General features: G+C 65.8%; 18 protein-coding genes and 1 pseudogene. 3 read left to right on the forward strand and 16 right to left on the reverse strand.

Features of this window, described 5'->3' with window-relative positions:
* A pseudogene (locus tag IC66_RS47030) lies at nt 1-328 on the reverse strand (BA14K family protein); the annotation flags it as partial.
* Nucleotides 329-571: 243 nt separating this feature from the next.
* On the opposite strand from IC66_RS47030, the gene IC66_RS0103090 reads away from it, so the two are divergent.
* The gene (locus IC66_RS0103090; protein WP_028144863.1) at nt 572-979 is read left to right on the forward strand and encodes an NADH:ubiquinone oxidoreductase subunit NDUFA12; all 408 of its coding nucleotides are present in this window, start codon (nt 572-574) and stop codon (nt 977-979) included.
* Nucleotides 980-1,479: 500 nt separating this feature from the next.
* Here IC66_RS0103090 and IC66_RS0103095 read toward each other — a convergent pair whose 3' ends face one another.
* On the reverse strand, nt 1,480-2,166 hold the full coding sequence (locus tag IC66_RS0103095) for a DJ-1/PfpI family protein (RefSeq protein ID WP_028144862.1): 687 nt from the start codon (nt 2,164-2,166) through the stop codon (nt 1,480-1,482).
* Between the two features lie 95 nt (nt 2,167-2,261).
* Between IC66_RS0103095 and IC66_RS0103100 the strand changes: the two genes are divergently transcribed.
* A complete protein-coding gene (locus tag IC66_RS0103100; protein WP_028144861.1) occupies nt 2,262-3,200 on the forward strand; it encodes a GlxA family transcriptional regulator in 939 nt (312 codons plus the stop codon).
* Here the strand turns inward: IC66_RS0103100 and IC66_RS0103105 are convergent.
* The 4 genes from IC66_RS0103105 to IC66_RS0103120 all read right to left on the reverse strand — a co-directional run bounded on the left by IC66_RS0103105 (nt 3,197) and on the right by IC66_RS0103120 (nt 5,935).
* Nucleotides 3,197-4,195: a hypothetical protein gene (locus tag IC66_RS0103105; protein WP_038946633.1), complete on the reverse strand. Its 999-nt coding sequence runs from the start codon at nt 4,193-4,195 to the stop codon at nt 3,197-3,199. The two genes, IC66_RS0103100 and IC66_RS0103105, sit on opposite strands and share 4 nt — an antisense overlap.
* Nucleotides 4,196-4,232: 37 nt before the next feature.
* Entirely contained in the window at nt 4,233-4,643 is a 411-nt protein-coding gene (locus tag IC66_RS0103110) for a type II toxin-antitoxin system VapC family toxin (RefSeq protein WP_028144859.1), read from the reverse strand.
* On the reverse strand, nt 4,643-4,900 hold the full coding sequence (locus IC66_RS0103115) for a type II toxin-antitoxin system Phd/YefM family antitoxin (RefSeq protein WP_028144858.1): 258 nt from the start codon (nt 4,898-4,900) through the stop codon (nt 4,643-4,645). The genes IC66_RS0103110 and IC66_RS0103115 overlap by 1 nt, the downstream gene beginning before the upstream one ends.
* Before the next feature lie 87 nt (nt 4,901-4,987).
* Nucleotides 4,988-5,935 carry an alpha/beta hydrolase gene (locus IC66_RS0103120; RefSeq protein ID WP_038946634.1) on the reverse strand — a complete coding sequence of 316 codons (948 nt, stop codon included), beginning with the start codon at nt 5,933-5,935 and terminating at the stop codon, nt 4,988-4,990.
* 206 nt (nt 5,936-6,141) lie between these two features.
* Between IC66_RS0103120 and IC66_RS0103125 the strand changes: the two genes are divergently transcribed.
* The gene (locus tag IC66_RS0103125) at nt 6,142-7,176 is read left to right on the forward strand and encodes a DUF2155 domain-containing protein (RefSeq protein WP_028144856.1); all 1,035 of its coding nucleotides are present in this window, start codon (nt 6,142-6,144) and stop codon (nt 7,174-7,176) included.
* A gap of 12 nt (nt 7,177-7,188) precedes the next feature.
* Here IC66_RS0103125 and aat read toward each other — a convergent pair whose 3' ends face one another.
* The 10 genes from aat to IC66_RS0103175 all read right to left on the reverse strand — a co-directional run bounded on the left by aat (nt 7,189) and on the right by IC66_RS0103175 (nt 17,049).
* The gene (aat, locus tag IC66_RS0103130; RefSeq protein ID WP_038946635.1) at nt 7,189-7,869 is read right to left on the reverse strand and encodes a leucyl/phenylalanyl-tRNA--protein transferase; all 681 of its coding nucleotides are present in this window, start codon (nt 7,867-7,869) and stop codon (nt 7,189-7,191) included.
* 60 nt (nt 7,870-7,929) lie between these two features.
* Nucleotides 7,930-9,033: a sensor histidine kinase gene (locus IC66_RS0103135; protein ID WP_028144854.1), complete on the reverse strand. Its 1,104-nt coding sequence runs from the start codon at nt 9,031-9,033 to the stop codon at nt 7,930-7,932.
* Nucleotides 9,030-9,470 (reverse strand): response regulator, encoded by a 441-nt coding sequence (locus tag IC66_RS0103140; RefSeq protein ID WP_018323001.1) that lies wholly within the window; start codon nt 9,468-9,470, stop codon nt 9,030-9,032. The genes IC66_RS0103135 and IC66_RS0103140 overlap by 4 nt, the downstream gene beginning before the upstream one ends.
* Nucleotides 9,467-10,993 (reverse strand): sensor histidine kinase, encoded by a 1,527-nt coding sequence (locus IC66_RS0103145; RefSeq protein WP_038946636.1) that lies wholly within the window; start codon nt 10,991-10,993, stop codon nt 9,467-9,469. The genes IC66_RS0103140 and IC66_RS0103145 overlap by 4 nt, the downstream gene beginning before the upstream one ends.
* Nucleotides 10,994-11,098: 105 nt before the next feature.
* A complete protein-coding gene (accC, locus tag IC66_RS0103150; RefSeq protein ID WP_028144852.1) occupies nt 11,099-12,457 on the reverse strand; it encodes an acetyl-CoA carboxylase biotin carboxylase subunit in 1,359 nt (452 codons plus the stop codon).
* Between the two features lie 81 nt (nt 12,458-12,538).
* The gene (gene accB, locus IC66_RS0103155; protein WP_028144851.1) at nt 12,539-13,027 is read right to left on the reverse strand and encodes an acetyl-CoA carboxylase biotin carboxyl carrier protein; all 489 of its coding nucleotides are present in this window, start codon (nt 13,025-13,027) and stop codon (nt 12,539-12,541) included.
* Between the two features lie 38 nt (nt 13,028-13,065).
* Nucleotides 13,066-13,533, reverse strand: coding sequence for a type II 3-dehydroquinate dehydratase (aroQ, locus tag IC66_RS0103160; RefSeq protein WP_038946637.1), 468 nt, complete (start codon nt 13,531-13,533; stop codon nt 13,066-13,068).
* 258 nt (nt 13,534-13,791) lie between these two features.
* The gene (locus IC66_RS0103165; RefSeq protein WP_028144849.1) at nt 13,792-14,580 is read right to left on the reverse strand and encodes a DUF1236 domain-containing protein; all 789 of its coding nucleotides are present in this window, start codon (nt 14,578-14,580) and stop codon (nt 13,792-13,794) included.
* Between the two features lie 202 nt (nt 14,581-14,782).
* Nucleotides 14,783-15,550, reverse strand: coding sequence for a DsbA family protein (locus tag IC66_RS0103170; protein WP_028144848.1), 768 nt, complete (start codon nt 15,548-15,550; stop codon nt 14,783-14,785).
* 98 nt (nt 15,551-15,648) lie between these two features.
* Nucleotides 15,649-17,049 (reverse strand): M48 family metalloprotease, encoded by a 1,401-nt coding sequence (locus IC66_RS0103175; RefSeq protein ID WP_028144847.1) that lies wholly within the window; start codon nt 17,047-17,049, stop codon nt 15,649-15,651.
* Nucleotides 17,050-17,273: the final 224 nt, after the last annotated feature.

Below are 17,273 nucleotides of genomic sequence, written 5' to 3' on the forward strand. Positions count from 1 at the left end.
TGACGCCACCGGTGAAGGACGTGCCGCCGCCCGGACGTACCGCTGGGCCGGCCGCGAAGTTGCCGCCACCTCCCTGCAACGCGGGGCCGCCGCCAATTCGTGCTCCGCCACCGAAGCCGCCGCCGCCCATGCGCGCGCCGCCGCCACCACCGAAGTGAGCGCCGCCACCGCCACCGCCCATGTGAGCACCACCACCACCACCGCCGACGTGGCCGCCACCACCGCCGCCACGGCCACCGCCGCCCGGCCCCTGTGCAAAGCTCGGTGAGGTCATGGGTAGAACGAGCGCCAGCGCTGCGGCGGCACTCAAAACTTTCAGACTTTTCATGATAAAACTCCTTTCCCGGAAGCAAACCCTATGAAAGGGCTGGGGTTCCTGGGATCACGCCGGTTTGCGCGTGAACGGAGCCTCGCTCTCAATGGCTGTACCCGGCATGAACGGATCGCGTCCGATTTGCGGCAGCGTTCCTGGCGAGCCCGGCGCATTTGCCGAGGGCGCCGCCGTCCCGCCGAACTGGACATTTCGCCGCCCGGATGGCATCAGGACCCGACGAAGCAGGGCCCTTGCCGCATGAAACAATTCTTCCTCAAGTTCTTCACCTGGTGGAATGGCCAGACTTTTGGCACCCAGCTCTGGACCAAGCGGTACGGAGAGCTGGTCGGCCAGGACGAGCAGGGCAATCTCTACTATCGCACCCGCGGCGGGGCGGTCGATCCGACGCTCGGCTTTGAGCGACGCTGGGTGGTCTATAACGGCTATGCGGAAGCCAGCCGGATCCCCCCGTCCTGGCACGGCTGGATTCATCACGTCGTCGATGTGCCACCGACCGAGGCCAACTATCAGCCGCGCGAATGGGAAAAGCCGCACCAGCCGAATCTCACCGGCACGGCAAAGGCCTATCGGCCCTCGGGCTCGACCCTGGCCAGCGGCAAGCGTCCGAAGGCGACCGGCGACTATCAGCCCTGGACGCCTGGCTAGGCTTTCCGCCCTCCTTCGACTCTCGATCGTTCGGTTGGATGCACGCGCATCCGACTCACCTTGCTGTGGACAACGGGAACAGCGGGGACGGCGTCTGCGCGGACATTGCGGCCAGGCAAGCCATGCGGCTCAATGATCCCATCTTACGGAGATGGGAGACCATCGCGTTCGGTTCGGGCAACAGTTCGCGACTGTCCCGAGATGCAGCGGCCGCCGAGTAAGGACTCGATCGGGACATAGGCCCCCGGTCTGGAAGTTCCGAAATCGCCCGATGGAATGTGCAGCCGCCGTAAGACAGGAAAGGCCGCTCGGGAAACCGAGCGGCCTTTTTCTGTTGGGACCAGCACGACGGTCACTGCCCCGGACGCTGCCCGGCACGAAGTGATGCACTGCAGAGCCGGGGCCCATGCTGCAGCGACCCGTGTAGCCCCTGGGTCCCGGCTCTGCGCAGCAGCGTTGCTCGCTGCAGCGCGTCCGGGACACGCGAGCATCGGCCCGCGCTAGTTCACCCGCTCCGCCGCACGCTTGACCGCTTCCAGGCGCCGCGCCTGGTTTTGCGCGCCGCGCTCTCTCAGCAAGGCCAAGACTTCAGCGGGCGCCGTGTCGGGCGAGCCCGAATTGAAGGGCGGGGCGGGGTTGTATTCCATCTGGAGCTGGATTGCTTCCGCCGTGGTGCGATCGACCATGAGGGAGACCAGCGTCAGCGCGAAATCGATTCCCGCGGTGACGCCGCCGCCGGTGATGCGATTGCGGTCGACGCAGACGCGTGTCTTGGTCGGCATGGCGCCGAACTGGCCGAGCATCTCGATCGCGCTCCAATGGGTGGCGGCGCGGTAGCCCTTCAACAGGCCGGCGGCGCCGAGCGCCAGCGATCCCGTGCAGACCGAGGTCACGTATTTTGCGCCTTCGGCCTGCTTGCGCAGGAAATCCAGCACCTCTTCATCGTTGAGCAAGTCGTTGGTGCCGCCGCCGCCGGGAACGCAGATCACGTCGAGCTGCGGGCAGTCGGCGAACGTCGTGGTCGGTGTCAGCGTCAGCACGGAATCGCTCGGCACGGGCTCGATCCGCTTCCAGATCAGGTGCAGCTTGGCGCCGGGCACCATGGAGAACACCTGCAAGGGACCGGTGAAGTCGAGCTGGGTGACGCGCGGAAATACCAGAAGACCGATCTGGAGCGGTGACGACATCGGCAGGTCCTCCAAAGATGAGCTTGACGCGCGAAGACTGGCATGGTGCGGTTGTGTCTGAAATGGCGTAATTCCCTCTATTTCGGACATGCCCTATGATCGGCATCCTGATCTTCCCGGATTTCCAGCTGCTCGATGCGGCCGGCCCGATCTCGGTGTTCGAGGTCGCGGCGCGCTGCACCGGCAAGACGCTTGCGCTGCGCGTGCTGGCCGCGAGCGCGGGACTGGTGCGCAGCTCGTCGGGCGTCGAGATGATGGCGCGTGGTTTCAAGTCGGCGAATGCGATCACGACGCTGGTGATCGCGGGCGGCGCGGGCGTTGCGGATGCCGCGCGCTGCGAGGTCACGCGCGCCTTCGTGCAGCGGCTGGCGCGGCGCGGCGTGCGCGTGGCGAGCGTCTGCTCGGGCGCCTATGTGCTGGCCGAGGCGGGGCTGCTCGACGGCCGCCGCGCCACCACGCATTGGGGGCGGACGCGCGATTTCGTCGCGCGCTATCCGAAGGTGAAGTTCGAGCCGGACCAGATCTTCACCCGCGACGGCAATGTCTGGACGTCGGCAGGAATTACGGCGGGCATCGATCTGGCGCTCGCGATGGTCACCGAGGACCATGGCGAGGAGATCGCGCAGGCAGCCGCGCGGCAGCTCGTGCTCTACCATCGCCGCAGCGGCGGGCAGTCGCAGTTCTCCTCCCTGCTGGAGCTGAAGACGCCGAACGGCCGCTTTGGCGCGCTGTTGTCCTGGGCGCGCGAAAATCTCGAGGCGCCGCTGACGGTGGAGGACCTCGCCGATCGCGCCGGCATGAGCGCACGGCATTTCGCCCGCGCGTTCGCCGCCGAGACCGGCGCGACGCCGTCGAAAGCGATCGAGCGGCTGCGGCTCGAAGTCGCGCGCGAGCGCGTGCAGTCCTCGCGCGAGGCGATCGAGCTGGTCGCTGAGGCGACCGGCTTCGGCGATCCCGAGCGCATGCGGCGCGCCTTCATCCGCGCCTTCGGCCAGCCGCCGCAGGCGCTGCGGCGCGCGGCGAGGGCGGGTTAGGGGGTGCTTGTCGCAGCAGAGCTGGAGGTGTTCGCGCGTACCGTCAGGCGCCGCGCGATCGGCATCAGCATGTAAGGCGCAAGGTGAATCGGAAACTGCGTCATCGCGAAATAGAGCCAGGTGGTGGGCGGTAATGCGCCGGCAGTAGCCGCCAGCATCAGGCCGAGATTGCGCTGTGACACCATCAGCCCAAGCGCCAGCGCGCGCTCATAGCCGATGCGGCGGAATAGCAGCGTGGTGATCGCGAGCAGGGTGAAATAGATCGCGAACGAGAGAGCTGCGAGGCCGAGGGTGAACAGCGGCTGTGCGAGAAGGTCGCTGACGACATCGCCCATGATCGCAGCAGCGAAGATGAAGAGGATGATGATGTTGAGGCCGTCGATCGGCGCCTTGTGACGCTGGATCGCCGCCGCGCCGAAGAGCCATCTGATGGCGGTCGCCGCCAGCAGCGATGCTGCGAGGATGCCAAGCAGTTTCAGGCCCAGCGTCAACGGCGTGACGCTGAGCATGTCGCCGAGGAAGAGGCCGGCGAATAGCGAGGCCGTGAAGGGCACCAGCGCGGTCGAGGTCACCAGCGTGATCAGCACGAGCGTGGCATCGAGACCCATCAGTGCGGCCAGGGCCGGGGAGGCCATCATCGGCGAGGCCATGCTCTGGAGCATCAGTGCGAGCGAAAGCCCGGGGGCGCGAGCCGTGAGCCCGGTTGCGTGGGCGATCAATCCGACGATCAGCGGCACGCCGATCGTGGTCCAGGCCGTGGCGGTTGCAACCAGCGCCGGCCGGCGCAAATGGCCGTAGAGGGCGGCCAGATCGACCCGCATGAAGGAGATGCAGAGCAGGCAGAGGATCGCCTCGGTCAGATAGGGACGCAGCAGCGCGCCGAGCGGTGGCACCGCAGCCGCGATGAAGACGACAGCGGCGACTCCGCGCGTGCCCTGGCTGCCGAGCCATGTCAGGCCGCGCATGGGGAGGGCATGTAGGAGAGCAGGGTGCATTTTGGCGTCCGGGAGAGCAACTCGAGAGCTTGGCTGGCTACTTGCCTTCAAATGGATTTACGACGCGAACTCCCGTAGGCTCAAAGTCCGAGACATTGCGCGTCACGACAGTAAGTCCATGCTCGAGCGCGGTGGCGGCAATCATGAGATCTGCGCTGTCATTGCCGAGCGCGGCGCTGAGAGCTCCCCAGCGACGCGCGGTCTGGAGGTCAAACGGCAAGACCTGGGTGCCGTAGAGAGCGAGAACGCGATCCAGCCAGGTGGCGAGCGCATCGGCAAAGCTCGGATCTGCAGCGCGCTGACGTTCGATTCCGCGTTCGATTTCGCCGATGCTGACGACGCTGAGGAAAAGATCTGCCGTTCGCTGCCGCTCCATCCAGGCGACCACCGACGGGTTGCGTCTGGTCCGACGCAGCTCGGACAGCGTGACGGTGTCGAGCAGAAACATCAGAGGCCGATGTCACGATCCGCGACACGCGCGCGCGGAAATTCCCCGTCGTCTTGCGGCATTTCAAGAAGCAGATCGGTCAGAGAGGGCGCCCGAGCGCGTTGCAGCTCCTGCAAGCGTTCAAACTCTGCGGCATTCAAGATCACCACAGCGGGTTTGCCATGCCGTGTCACCGTTTGCGGTGCGCGCTGCGCCGCATGGACCACCTCGCTGAAGCGGTTTTTTGCATCCTGCACCGACCAGACTCGCTTGGTCATACTCAGACTTTCTAGCTAGAAATTCTGGCTAGAATATGCGCCTCCTGGCGGCTCTGGTCAAGGACGAAGCCAATGCTCGCGGCGTTGCTATCCCAATCCCTTCAGCCACGCGCTGATCTCGCCGACGGCGACATTGGCCTGCTGCAACAGCTTGCCCATGGTGAAGAAGCCATGGAATTGGCCGGGATAGTGCTTGTACGTGACGGATATGCCGGCCTGCTTCAGCCGCTCGGCATATTCGTCGCCTTCGTCGCGCAGCGGATCGGCGCCGGCGGTCAGCACATAAGCCGGCGGCAGGCCGGCAAGGTCTTGCGCACGTGCCGGTGAAGCGCGCCAGTCATGGATGTCGGCGGCGCCATTGAGGTAGTGGTCGCGAAACCAGCGGATCACCGAATGCGTCAGCAGCACGCTGGTCTCGGGCTCGCTGTGGGAGCCGTGCGTCATGGCGAAATCGGTGGCGGGGTAGATCAGCACCTGGCCCGCGAGTGCGGGGCCGCCAGCTTCACGCGCGGCGAGCGCCACGACCGCGGCGAGATTGCCGCCGGCGCTGTCGCCGCCGATCGACAGGCGCGAGGCGTCGATGCCGAGCTCGCGCGCGTTCGCGGCGACCCATCGGGTCGCGGCGATGGCGTCCTCGGTAGCCGCGGGAAACTTGTGCTCGGGTGCGAGGCGGTAGTCGACCGAGATCACGACCAGCGCGCCGGCGTGGGCCAACTGGCGGCAGACGACGTCGTGGGAGTCGAGATCGCCGATCACCCATCCGCCGCCGTGGAAGAACACCAGCGCCGGCGATAGGCCGTTGTGCCGGCGCGGCTCCTTGGGAACGTAGAGGCGGGCGGGGATCACCCCGTGCGGCGCCGGGATCGATAGCGGCGTGGCGCGCGCGAGCTCAGGCGGCTCGGGGTTGGTGGCAAAGCGCGCCTGAGCATAATAGGCGCGCGCTTCCGGCGCTGTCAGCGTCTCGTAGGCGGGGCGGCCGGCCTCCTGGAAAGCCTTGTAGACGGCGGCGGCATCGGGATCGAGCACAACGGGCATGGAGGGGGGCACCTCGGGGGTTCCGGTTATCGTTGAATGTCATTTTCGGGCGATGCCCGCCTCGCGCTCCTGGGAGGGCTTTCCGACTATCCCACCGGTCGGCCGCCCTGGCCAGCGGACGGCGGGCAGGGCAGGGATGCCGCCCTTCCCCCGCCGTATTCCCCGTGTTAACCGGAGGGCCTGCGAGCGGCGGTATCCCCTGTAGAATGTCCAACAAGCCCGATTCGCTGTTGAAGCCGCGCGAGATGTTTCGAACCATTACCCTGACAGGTCTTGCGGCGCTTTTGGCCGCCACCGCGCTGACGGCTGCGACGCCGGCTCAGGCGCAGATCGGCACGATCTTTTCCGATCCGCCGCCGCTGCGCCCGCCCGGCAACATTCCACGCGGCCAGCCCCAGCCGCAGCAGATCCCCGACGACGACGAAGAGGTGCCGGAGCTGCCGCCGCAGGGCCGCGTGCTGCCGTCGCGCCCGATGCCGCCGCCGCCGGGCCGGCAGGGCAACGTGATGCCAGGGCCGGTCGAGACCCAGCCGCTGGCGCCGCCGCCGGGCTCCACCGTCGCTCCGCCGAACCAGCCGCCGCCTGTGGCGGTCGCGCCGCCGGGCGCCGGCCAGCCGGGTGCGCCGGGTCGCCAGCCGCAGCAAAAGGGCGGGCCGGGTGGCGCCGTGCCGCAGACCCCGGCAAGCCTGCAGCCGGGCGACGAGGTTGTCACCGAGCCGCCGGCCCAGAAGATCGTGAACAAGAAGGCGACTTTCTCGGGGCTCGACAAGATCACCGGGCGCATCATCAATTTCGACGAGGAGATCGGCGAGACCGTCCAGTTCGGCGCGCTCAGGGTCAAGACCGACGCCTGCTACACGCGGCCGGCGACCGAGGCCACCAACACCGACGCCTTCGTCGAAGTCGACGAGATCACCTTGCAGGGCGAGGTGAAGCGGATCTTCTCGGGCTGGATGTACGCGGCAAGCCCGGGCCTGCACGGCGTCGAGCACCCGATCTACGACATCTGGCTCACCGACTGCAAAGAGCCGCAGCAGACCATTGCGACCGCAGCGCCGGATCCCGCGACCAAGCCCGCACCTCCGCCGCCGCCCGCGCAGAAGAAGGCCGCGCCGAAGCAGGTGCAGCAGCGTCCGCCGCAGCCTCTGCCGCCGATCCAGCAGCAGCAACCGGCACCGCCGCCGCCTCCGCCGCCGGAGCAGCGGCCGGGTCTGTTCGGTATCCCGGGGTTCGGCCGCTAAGCCTGCTATCGATTATTGCCGCGCGGCGATGATCTCGAGCGCGCGTGCGCCCGGGATCGCCTCACCCGCAGAGAGCTTCAGGAAATCGCCGGGCTCGCCCGCAAGCGCCTTGTCGAGCAGCGCGGTGTAGCGCCGCCGCGAGATCTCGGCCGCGCCAAAGCTCTTCAGATGTTCGGTGACATATTGGGTGTCGAGCAGCTCGAAGCCGCCATGGACGAGCCGCGCGACGAGATGCACCAGAGCGACCTTGGAGGCATCGCGCGCGGTGTGGAACATGCTCTCGCCGAAGAAGGCTCGTCCGAGGCTGACGCCGTACAGCCCGCCGACGAGGTCCTCGCCCTGCCAGGCCTCGACACTGTGGCAATGGCCGAGCTCGTACAGGCCGCCATAGAGGTCACGGATGCGCTTGTTGATCCAGGTGTCCTCGCGTCCGGCCTGCGGCGCGGCGCAGCCGGCGATCGTCGCCTTGAATGCGGTGTTGACGGTTACGCGAAACACATCCGAGCGGACGGTGCGCGCGAGCCGCGAGGCGACACGAAATCCATCGAGGGGGATGACGCCACGCAGCTCCGGCTCGACCCAGAACAGGGTCGGATCTTCGGCGCTCTCGGCCATCGGAAAGATGCCGCAGGCATAGGCGCGCAGCAGCACGGCCGGTGTGATTTCAGACGGGGCGGAGTCGCGCGAAGTCATGGTTCGCAACCATAGCAGGATCGCGACGCGGTTGCGATGGGGGTGAGCAGGGCAGCGAGATCAGCTCGCGGCGGCGGTGCTGGTTCTGCCGGGGGCTGCCGGCATGCGCGCGAATTTCAGCACGATCCGGGTTCCGGAATGGGCGGGATCGCGCTCGACCGTGGCGTCGAGCTTGGAGGCCATGGCCGCGACGATGCGCTGGCCCATGCCGGTGGAGCGCGGATCGGCCTTGACGTTGTCACCGACGCCGTCGTCGGTGATCGACAGCAGGACATCGTCGCCCTGCGCGTGCAGCTCGACATGGATCGGGCCGGCGCCGTCGGGATAGGCGTATTTCACCGCGTTCATCACCAGCTCGTTGACGATGATGCCGACGGCGACCGCGCGGTCGGGATCGATCTCGATCGGCTCGGCCTTCAGCGTCAGGCGCGACATCCGGTTGCCTTCGGCCGAGCGGCGGAGATCCTCGAGCAGCGAGTCCAGATACTGGTTCAGGACCACGCTCTTCAGATCCTGCGAGGTGTAGAGGCGGCGGTGCACCTGCGCGACCGCGGCGACGCGGCCCATCGCATTGGTCAGTGCCGCCTTGACCTCGTCCTGCGCGGCGGAGCTTGCCTGGAGGTGCAGCAGCGAGGCGATGATCTGGAGCGAGTTGCCGACGCGGTGGTTGACCTCGCGCAGCAGCAGCTCGCGTTCGGCGGCAAGGGCGGCGTAGCGGTCGCGCGAGGCATGGATCTCGGCCTCGGCTTCCTCGCGTGCCTTCTGCAATTCGGCCTGGCGCAGCGCGCCCTCGGTTGCGACGTGGAGCAGGGGGATGAAATCGCCCGTGACGTCCTTGACGAGATAATCGGCCGCGCCGGCCTTCAGCGCGGTGACGGCGATGCTGGAATCCTGCGAGGCCGTGACGAACACCACGGGCGGCGCACCCGGGATCGCCATGATCTGCTCCAGCGTCTCCAGCCCGTCGAGGCCGGGCATGTACTGGTCGAGCGCCACCACGTCGATGCCGCCCTCGACCGCGGCGCGGCGGATGCGCTCCAGGCCTTCCTCGCCGCTCGCGGCGTGGACGACCCTGTAGCCGCGCCGCGTCAGGCCGCGATCGACCAGGCGCGCCAGCGCACTATCGTCGTCGATGTAGAGCAGTGTTGGCGTGCGCTGGCTCATGGGGCGGCGGGAGGGACCTGGATGACCGAGAAGAACAGGCCAAGCTGCCGGATGGCATTGGCGAAATTCTCGTAGTTGACGGGCTTGGTGATGTAGACGTTGCAGCCGAGCTCGTAGCAACGCTTGATTTCCTGGGAATCGTCGGTGGTGGTAAGCACCACCACGGGCGAAGCCTTCAGATATTTGTTTTCCTTGATCTGCCTCAGGATGTCGATCCCGGTCATGTCGGGCAGGTTGAGGTCGAGCAGGATCAGCAGCGCGTTGCCCTTCTGCACGAGCCCGCTGCCGTCGGCGCCGAACAGATGCTGCATCGCGTCCGTGCCGTTGGGAAACGAGACGATCTCGTTATTGACCCCCGAGCGGCGGATGTTGCGCTCGATCAGGCGGGCGTGGCCCTCGTCGTCCTCGATCATGATGATGGTGACAGGCTGGGTCATCGATCTGCGTTCCGGTTGCTCACATTCCAGGCGATCGGCAGCGTGATCGTGAAGGTGCTGCCCGCGTCCAGTTCCGATGATACCGACATGGTGCCGCCGAGGCGACGCACAAGTGCACGCACATGCGCAAGACCAATGCCCTGGCCGGGCTTGTCCTGGGTTCCCGCGCGGCGGAACAGGTCGAATATCCGCTGATGATCCTTCGGATCGATGCCGCGGCCATTGTCGCTGATCTCGAAGATAGCGTAGCCGAGTTTGGTCCGCCCGCGAATTCTGATTTTGCCGGGCACCCCGCGCTTCAGGTACTTGATCGCATTGTCGATCAGATTGGAGAAGATCTGCTCGAGTGCGAGCCGGTCGCTGACGATGTCAGGCAGGGGCTCGAGGTGAATCTGGGCCTGTGCCTCGGCGGCCTGGTGCGCCAACGTCGACACGATGGCCTCGATCAGCTCGCTGGTGTCGATCTTCACCGGCTGGAATTCGCGTCGGCCCTCGCGGGTGAGGTTGAGGATGGCCGAAATCAGCCGGTCCATCTTGGCGATCGACGTCTTGATGAAGCCGAGCGCTTCGGAAAAATCCTCCGAGAGCTGCTTGTCGGCGCCTTCGAGCACGATCTCGCCGGGCGCGCCAGGCGCCAGCGGCGGCCCGCCGGCGGGGACTTGGGTGAGGCTGCCGAGGCGGCGGAAGACATCGCCGCTGAGCTCTTCGAGCTCGCTGGTGAAGCCCATGATGTTGACGAGCGGCGAGCGCAGATCGTGGCTGACGATATAGGCAAAGCGCTGGATCTCTGCGTTGGCCTCGCGCAGGTCCGCGGTGCGCTCGTCGACGACGGACTCCAGATTGACGTTGGCATCGCGCAGGCGCGCTTCGGCCTCGTCACGGGCGCGGGCCGAGCGCCGCACCAGCCAGGTCGAGATCAGGGCCAGCAGCACGACGAGGCCGGAGCCGATGCCGGTCATCGATGCAGCCAGGGTCTGACTCCGGTCGGAGTTGGCGGTTCGGACCCGGAACAGCCGCTCCTCCTCGCGGATCATCGCGTTGGCCAAGTTGGTGATCGTCGTCGTGGTGTTGCCGGCCGCGGCCTCGCGGATCAGCGCTGTGGCCCTGTCCGGTTGGCCCTCCTTCACGAACTTCATCTCGCGCGAAAACTGGTCGAGCCGGGTCGCAATCGCCGCACTCAGCTTCTCGATGCTGTCGCGTTGCGCCGGATTGTCGCCGATCTGGCGCGTGAGCTTATCGAGTGCCGGAATGATCGCTGCGACGGCCTTCTCGTGGTCCGACTGGAAATCCGGTCCCTGCGTCAGGAGAAAGCCGCGGGCGCTGCTCTCGGCGCGGCGGATTTCGAGCAGCAGGGCGTTGATTTGGCTCTCCGCCTCGATGGTGTGAAGCACCCATTTGCTGTCGTCCCGCGCCTTGTTGACGAGGTAGACCGAGCCGGCGCTGATCACAGTCAGAATCAGGAGGCCCGCCGAGATCAGCAGGATCTGCCAAAATGCGCGCCGTCGTTGGGCCTCGGCCGTCACGACGGCCTCGCTCTGTCACGTTCAGCGGAAGTCAAAACGCCCCCTTGGAACTGTCCCCGCGTCGAGAACGCGATAAGGCCCAAAGGGTTCCACGACGAAAGTGATTTATCGCGGGGCGGGTTCCGTCTTGCCGGCCAGATACTGTTCCAGCCAGTGGATGTGATAATCGCCGTTGATGATGTCGTCTTCACGCACCAGCGCGCGGAACAGCGGCAGCGTGGTCTCGATGCCTTCCACCACCATCTCGTCCAGCGCCCGGCGTAGCCGCATCAGGCACTCGGCGCGGGTCTTGCCGTGCACGATGAGCTTGCCGACCAGGGAATCGTAATAGGGCGGGATCGTGTAGCCCTGGTAGACCGCGGAATCGATGCGGACGCCGAGTCCACCGGGCGGATGGTATTGCAGTATGCGGCCGGGCGAGGGCCGGAAGGTCTGGGGATTTTCGGCGTTGATGCGGCACTCGATCGCATGGCCGATGACCTGGACCTCTTCCTGCCTTGCCGGCAAATCGCCGCCCGCGGCGATGCGGATCTGCTCCAGCACGAGGTCGATGTCGGTGATGCTCTCGGTGACGGGATGCTCGACCTGGATGCGGGTGTTCATCTCGATGAAGTAGAACTCGCCGTCCTCGAACAGGAACTCGATGGTGCCGACGCCGAGATATTTCATCTCGCGCATCGCCTTGGCGCAGGTCTCGCCGATCTTGGCGCGCGCGGCGGCGGCAAGGACAGGCGAGGGGCCCTCTTCCCAGACCTTCTGGTGGCGGCGTTGCAGCGAGCAGTCACGCTCGCCGAGATGGATCGCGCCGCCGCGGCCGTCGCCGAGAATCTGGATCTCGATGTGACGCGGCTTCTGGAGGTATTTTTCCAGATAGACCGAGGCATCGCCGAAGGCGGATTTGGCCTCGTTGGCCGCCGTCGACAGCGCCACCTGAAGGTCGACCTCGCTCTGCGCGACCTTCATGCCGCGGCCACCGCCGCCGGCCGCCGCCTTCACCAGTACCGGAAAGCCGATCTTTTTGGCGATCGCCAGCGCGTCGTCATCGGGACCGACCGCACCGTCGGAGCCGGGCACCACGGGGATGCCGAGCTTCTTGGCGGTCTTCTTCGCCTCGATCTTGTCGCCCATCAGGCGGATGTGCTCCGCCTTGGGACCGATGAAATGCAGATTGTGCTCGGCGAGGATCTCCGCAAAGCGGGCATTCTCGGACAGGAAGCCGTAACCGGGATGCACGGCATCGGCCCCGGTGATCTCGCAGGCCGCGAGCAACGCGGGCACGTTGAGATAGCTGTCCTTGGATGCCGGCGGTCCGATGCAGACGCTTTCGTCCGACAGGCGCACATGCATGGCATCGGCGTCGGCGGTGGAGTGCACGGCGACGGTGGCGATGCCGAGCTCCTTGCAGGCCCTGAGGATGCGAAGGGCAATCTCGCCGCGATTGGCTATGAGGATCTTGTCGAACATGGTGCCTCAGGGGGCGAACGGGGAATAGCGATTGGCGAACAGGGAAGAGTAACTATTCGCTCCTCGCTATTCGCCAGTCCCTCACTCAATGATGACGAGCGGCTCGCCGTACTCGACCGGCTGACCGTCCTCGACCAGGATCTGCGTCACCGTGCCGGCGCGCGGCGAGGGGATCTGGTTCATGGTCTTCATGGCTTCGATGATCAGCAGGGTCTGTCCGACCGAGACCTTGCTGCCGACCTCGATGAACGGCTTGGCGCCGGGCTCCGGTGCCCAATAGGCGGTGCCGACCATCGGCGAGCTGACAGCGCCAGGATGCTTCGACAGGTCGGGACCGGCGGCGGCAGGCACGGCGGAGGCGACCGGCAGGGCGGCGGGAGCGGCTGCCATCTGCATCGGCATGGTCGCAGCAACGCTGACGTTGCGGGCGACGCGCAGGCGCAGGCCCGCACGTTCGATCTCGATCTCGGTGAGGCTGGTCTCATCGAGCAGCAAAGCGAGCTCGCGGATGAGCGCGGAATCCTCGCTGGAAAACTTTGCGGCTGCTTTGTCGTCTGGCTGGCGCGCCATGTTCTTTGATCCGAATGTTCTGTTTGATGAAGGGGGCTTCAGGCTTTGGGCTTGATGGCAAGCTTGGCGGCAAGGCCCTGGATGGCGAGGCGATAGCCCTCGATGCCGAAACCGCAGAGCGAGGCGAAAGCCGCGTGTGCGGTGTAGGAGTGGTGACGAAAGCTCTCGCGGGCGTGGATGTTGGTCACGTGCACTTCGACCGTCGGGATCTGCACCGCGAGCAGTGCGTCGTGCAGCGCGATCGAGGTGTGCGAATAGCCACCTGCATTGACGATGATACCCTTCATCTTGCGCGCATGCGCCTCGTGGATGAAGTCGATCAACTCGCCCTCGCGGTTGGACTGCCGGCAATCGGCCTTGAGGCCGTACGTTGCCGCGGTCTCCCGGCACAGTGCCTCGACGTCGGCCAGCGTGGCGTGGCCGTACTTCTCGGGCTCGCGGGTCCCCAACATGTTGAGGTTCGGCCCGTTGAGGACGAGGATCGTATCGGTTGCAGGTTCTGCCATTCCAATCCCGGGAAGAGGTGCTCGGCGTGGCGGGGTTATAGGTAACAAAGCGGCCTAGGGGAAGCCTTGAAGGGCCTCCCAAGGGGCTTCAGGTAGCTCATCCCCGGTGCAAAAACCTGTGCGGAAGCTACGGAAATTGCTTGTTAACCAGTTCTAATCGTGGCTGCCGGAGGGAGGCTCGCAGGGGAGGGCGTCGCATAGGCCAAAGGCCCCTGCCGATCTCTCGGCAAGGGCCCATTTGGGCTTCAGCGAAGCAGCTTAGCCTTCGATGATGTAGACGATTTCGCGCGTCTGCGGACGGACGATCACGTACTGACCGCGGACGAAAATCACTTCATAGCCACGCCACTCCGGGTAGATCTCCACGATCCGGGGCGGAAGCGGATGGACTCGGACGGAGGCCGGGATCGCGGTGCCGACCGAGATGTTGAAGTTGACGTTCGTCGTCTCTTCGATCTTGGTCGACTTGATCGCCGTCGAGATCTCAGTCCGCTTTTCGGCCGGCGGCGCGGAAGCCGTCGCGGAGGCGGTGCCGGTCGTGGTCTGGGACTTGTCGGTCGTAGCCGCATTATTGGTCTTGGCGGCGCCGCCGGCCTTGTTGTCCTCGGCCTTCATGTCCTTGGCAGACTTGGCGGGGTCAGACTTCGTCGTCGAATCCGAGCTCATGCTCTTCGACTTGTCCTGCTGGGACTTGTCCTGCGCGCGTTCGTCAGTGCGCTGGCCCTTGGTGGCGCCGGCCTTGTCCTCGGCCGCGTTCTTGTTCATCGCGCCGCCCGGGCGCTCGTCCTTCATCGCGCCGGGTTTGTCCTCGGAAGACCGATCGGACTTCATGGTGCCAGCGCCACCGGCCTGGCCGACGGTGCCCTTGTCATGGCTCATGGAATCGCGGCCCGTCGAGCCGCGCTCGGCGGCGCCGCCGGAGGGCTGCGAGTGCTGCATCTGCTGCGAGCCAGCGCCGCTGTCACGGCCCTTGTCTTGTGCGTTCGCCAGACCGGCGCCCGCGACCAGGGCGACTGCGGCGACAGAAATCATAAAGCGGTTCAACATCGAATTCTCCTCACGTGTTTCTTTGCGTCATTGCCCGTGCGCCGACAACGAAAGGAGATTTGAGTTGTTCCGGAACTTCGCCTGTTCCGCGGCATTTGTTTGTTGAATGCCAGATGAATGACTTTGCACGAACGTTCGGCGCAAGAGAAAGGCCGGCTTGCCAGCCGGCCTTTTCGGGGTTTCAGGATCGTAAAACGTATGATCAGCAGGTTGCCTTGCCGCAGCGGGCAATGCCGATCTTTTCCTTGAGGCCTTCGACGCCGACGGCGCCAATCACGATCTGCTTGCCGATGACATAGCTCGGCGTGCCGTTCATGCCCATCGCTTCGGCGAGCTTGAAGTTCTCCTCGATGGTGGCGCGCACCTCGGGGCTGGCGAGGTCCTTTTCGATTTTGGCGGTGTCGAGGCCGGCTTCCTTGGCGGCTTGAAGCGCGCGCGCCTTGTCGGCAGCGCCGCGGCCGCCGAGCAGCTTCTGGTGGAAGTCGAGATATTTCTTGCCGGAGGGGTCCTGCATGCGCACGGCGACCGCGACCTGCGCCGCCTCGACCGAGCCCTGGCTCAGCACCGGAAATTCCTTCAGCACCACCTTCAGCTTCGGATCGGCCTTCATGAGGGTGAGCATGTCGTCCATCGCGCGCTTGCAGTAGCCGCAATTGTAATCGAAGAACTCGACGAAGGTGACGTCGCCGTCCTTGTTGCCGAGCACGACCTGGCGCGGGGAGTTGAAGATCGCGTCCGCATTCTGCGCGATGCTGGCCTCGTGCTTCTGCGTCTCGGCCGCGGCCTGCCGCTTGCTGAGCTCGGCCATCGCCTCCTCGAGCACCTCGGGATGGCTGATGAGATAGTTCTTGATGATATTCTCGATGTCGGTGCGCTGGGTGTCGGAGAAACTGTCGGCCGACGCGGGCACGGCTGCGCCGAACAGGGCGAGCGCAAACAACGCGGGAGCAATCAGGCGCAGCGAAGGCATAGGCAAATCCTCTTCTCCAAAGCAGGTTTCGGAATACGTCCCGGCGGACTTAAGCTCGGTGTCGTGACGTCGTGGTATCGGGCGTCGCTCGAGTTGCGTCAGTTGCGCGGCGGCTTCGCCGCCACGATGTCGTCGGCCTTGACCCATCCGGGCGTGCCGACGGCGAAACGGGTTTTCGCGCGCGTAGCGAGCTCGCGGGCGGTCTTGTTGTCGCCGCGCAGGTAAGCGGCTTGCGCCGAGGCGAGATCCGCTTCGGCATAGTCGCCCTTCCGGCCATAGGCCATCGCGAGCTGGGTATAGCCGAGCACCGCCTCGGGTTCTCGCGCCACCGCGGCGCGGAGAATCCGAACGGCGTCGTCGGTGTAGGTCTTATTATCGGTTCCAACCAGAGCCTGCCCAAGTAACATCTCGATGAGGGGCGCGTTGTTGGAAAGCTGTGCGGCCTTGCGCAGCGGAGCGATCGCCTCGGCGGCCTTGCCGCTCTCCAACAGGGCCTGGCCGCGCACCTCGTAGAAGTACGGATTGTTGGGCTGGACCTGGATCAGCGCGTCGATCTGGGCCAGCGCACTGCGCAGATCGCCGTGCAGATAGGTGCTGATGGCGCGGGCATAGCGCGCCGGCATGCTGTCGTTGGTCTGGGGATAGCGGCGGTACACAGTCTCCGGCCGCTCCATGAACGCGGAGATCTTGGCGCGAACCATGTCGTGGCGGAGCTGCAGCGCGGGATCGTCCTTCTTGTTCCAGTAGGGGCTGGAGCTGGCGAATTCCTGAAGCGCGGCGACGCGCTCGGCCGGCATCGGGTGCGACTGGAGATAGGGATCGGCGCCGCGCGCGGCGAACAGGCTCTCACTGGTGAAGCGCTTGAAGGTCTCGTACATGCCCTTCGGCGATTGCTGGGTCGCAGTCAGGAATTTCACGCCGGCGCGGTCGGCGTTCTCCTCTTGCTGGCGCTGATAGGACAGCAGCGTCCGGCGGATCACCTCCTGGGGAGCCGAGATCGCGGCGGCGCCGGCATTGGCGAGCCCGTTGTTGCCTGCGCTGCTGCGCTGGGTGCTGCCTGCGGCGATCGCGCCTGCGCCGAGCAGCATCGCGATGATCATCTGGGTCTGGGCGGCGGCGAGCTGTTCGCGCAGCTTGGACAGATGGCCACCGGCCAGATGCCCGGTCTCGTGCGCGAGCACGCCGATGATCTGGTTCGGGGTCTCCGATTGAAGGATCGCGCCGTAATTGACGAAGATGCGGCGGCCGTCGGCGACGAACGCGTTGAACGAGCCGTCGTTGAGGATCACCATCTGGATGTTCTGCTTCTCCAGACCCGCGGCGCGCAGGATCGGGCGCGTATATTCGCGCAGCAGTTGCTCGGTCTCGGTGTCGCGCAAGACCGGCGGCCCCTTCTGTTGCGCCCGCGCCGCCGGGAGCGGCAGCAGCGCGATCGCCGCAGCCGTAACGAGGGCGGTGAGGGCGGAGGCCTTCTTGCGCAATGCGATCTGGAGAAACATCAAACGGTCTGGAGAGCAGTTTCGTGATTGGTTTTGGCGATTGGCGGCGGACCGGATACGCGATATGCCCTTGTGAGCGTTACCCTTATGAGCCGTACAATGCGGCCAGTCTGGGGCGCAAGCGCCCCGTTCCCGGGCCGGACGCTCCGGCCCGCCAGCGAAATAGCAGAAATCGATGCACGATGCGACATTGAGGAACCGGTTGGGGCAGTGGCTCCAGCCCT

Origin of the sequence: Bradyrhizobium genomosp. III (genome assembly GCF_000261705.1) — a bacterium.
Lineage (GTDB): Bacteria > Pseudomonadota > Alphaproteobacteria > Rhizobiales > Xanthobacteraceae > Bradyrhizobium > Bradyrhizobium ottawaense.

Coding starts and splice junctions, on each gene's coding strand:
- IC66_RS0103125 (WP_028144856.1), top strand. CDS start 6,142: ATGTCCAACAAGCCCGATTCGCTGTTGAAGCCGCGCGAGATGTTTCGA.
- IC66_RS0103090 (WP_028144863.1), top strand. CDS start 572: ATGAAACAATTCTTCCTCAAGTTCTTCACCTGGTGGAATGGCCAGACT.
- IC66_RS0103100 (WP_028144861.1), top strand. CDS start 2,262: ATGATCGGCATCCTGATCTTCCCGGATTTCCAGCTGCTCGATGCGGCC.
- IC66_RS0103140 (WP_018323001.1), bottom strand. CDS start 9,470: ATGACCCAGCCTGTCACCATCATCATGATCGAGGACGACGAGGGCCAC.
- IC66_RS0103175 (WP_028144847.1), bottom strand. CDS start 17,049: ATGTTTCTCCAGATCGCATTGCGCAAGAAGGCCTCCGCCCTCACCGCC.
- IC66_RS0103095 (WP_028144862.1), bottom strand. CDS start 2,166: ATGTCGTCACCGCTCCAGATCGGTCTTCTGGTATTTCCGCGCGTCACC.
- IC66_RS0103165 (WP_028144849.1), bottom strand. CDS start 14,580: ATGTTGAACCGCTTTATGATTTCTGTCGCCGCAGTCGCCCTGGTCGCG.
- accC (WP_028144852.1), bottom strand. CDS start 12,457: ATGTTCGACAAGATCCTCATAGCCAATCGCGGCGAGATTGCCCTTCGC.
- IC66_RS0103170 (WP_028144848.1), bottom strand. CDS start 15,550: ATGCCTTCGCTGCGCCTGATTGCTCCCGCGTTGTTTGCGCTCGCCCTG.
- IC66_RS0103135 (WP_028144854.1), bottom strand. CDS start 9,033: ATGAGCCAGCGCACGCCAACACTGCTCTACATCGACGACGATAGTGCG.
- IC66_RS0103110 (WP_028144859.1), bottom strand. CDS start 4,643: ATGTTTCTGCTCGACACCGTCACGCTGTCCGAGCTGCGTCGGACCAGA.
- IC66_RS0103120 (WP_038946634.1), bottom strand. CDS start 5,935: ATGCCCGTTGTGCTCGATCCCGATGCCGCCGCCGTCTACAAGGCTTTC.
- aat (WP_038946635.1), bottom strand. CDS start 7,869: ATGACTTCGCGCGACTCCGCCCCGTCTGAAATCACACCGGCCGTGCTG.
- IC66_RS0103105 (WP_038946633.1), bottom strand. CDS start 4,195: ATGCACCCTGCTCTCCTACATGCCCTCCCCATGCGCGGCCTGACATGG.
- IC66_RS0103115 (WP_028144858.1), bottom strand. CDS start 4,900: ATGACCAAGCGAGTCTGGTCGGTGCAGGATGCAAAAAACCGCTTCAGC.
- aroQ (WP_038946637.1), bottom strand. CDS start 13,533: ATGGCAGAACCTGCAACCGATACGATCCTCGTCCTCAACGGGCCGAAC.
- accB (WP_028144851.1), bottom strand. CDS start 13,027: ATGGCGCGCCAGCCAGACGACAAAGCAGCCGCAAAGTTTTCCAGCGAG.